This window comes from Campylobacter majalis (genome assembly GCF_905120465.1).
GTDB lineage: Bacteria > Campylobacterota > Campylobacteria > Campylobacterales > Campylobacteraceae > Campylobacter_A > Campylobacter_A majalis.
Genome location: NZ_CAJHOF010000058.1, coordinates 1 through 597, shown reverse-complemented (window position 1 = coordinate 597; position 597 = coordinate 1). Strand labels below are relative to the sequence as shown.

The 597-nt window shown below is 28.3% G+C and carries 1 pseudogene; it reads right to left on the bottom strand.

What is annotated here, in order from left to right:
- Positions 1-597 (bottom strand): annotated as a pseudogene (locus LQU93_RS09920) (IS1595 family transposase); the annotation flags it as partial.

Below are 597 nucleotides of genomic sequence, written 5' to 3'. Positions count from 1 at the left end.
TTAGGCTCTCTTTAACTTAAGAGAATTTTCTCTTATCAATTTTACTAAATTTGATAGAGATTTTCTTTGTTATTGTACCTAAATTCACACTCTTTTAAGTGTAGAATAAAATTCTCTCTTTTTATCCCTTTAAACTTGCTTAATCTATGTTTGCAATAACCCCAGAAATTCTCTATACCATTGATATGAAATCTACCATTTGCAAATTCATTTTCATTATGTTTTACTCTGTAGTGTGCTTTGGCACCATAATCTACTAAACCATCATAAGCCTTCCAATCATCACTATAAATAGTAGAGTTTTCTAACTCGCTAAACTCCCTAAGTATAGGCACCAGCTCCACTACCTCTTTTACCTTTTACTCTTTTAGCTTTGAAATAGTTCTCATCTATTTCAATTTCACCACTTAATTTTCCTTGATACTGACAATTTTTTAGCATTAAAATTCTAATTTGTTTAAAAATTTTACATAAACTAACTTCAGAAATTCCTACTAATTTTGATATTTTAGTAGCCTCAATATCTAGGCAGAAATATCTTAAAATTTCCCTAAATTTCTTTTCTGAAATTTAGGGAACGATATATGTACTTATTTT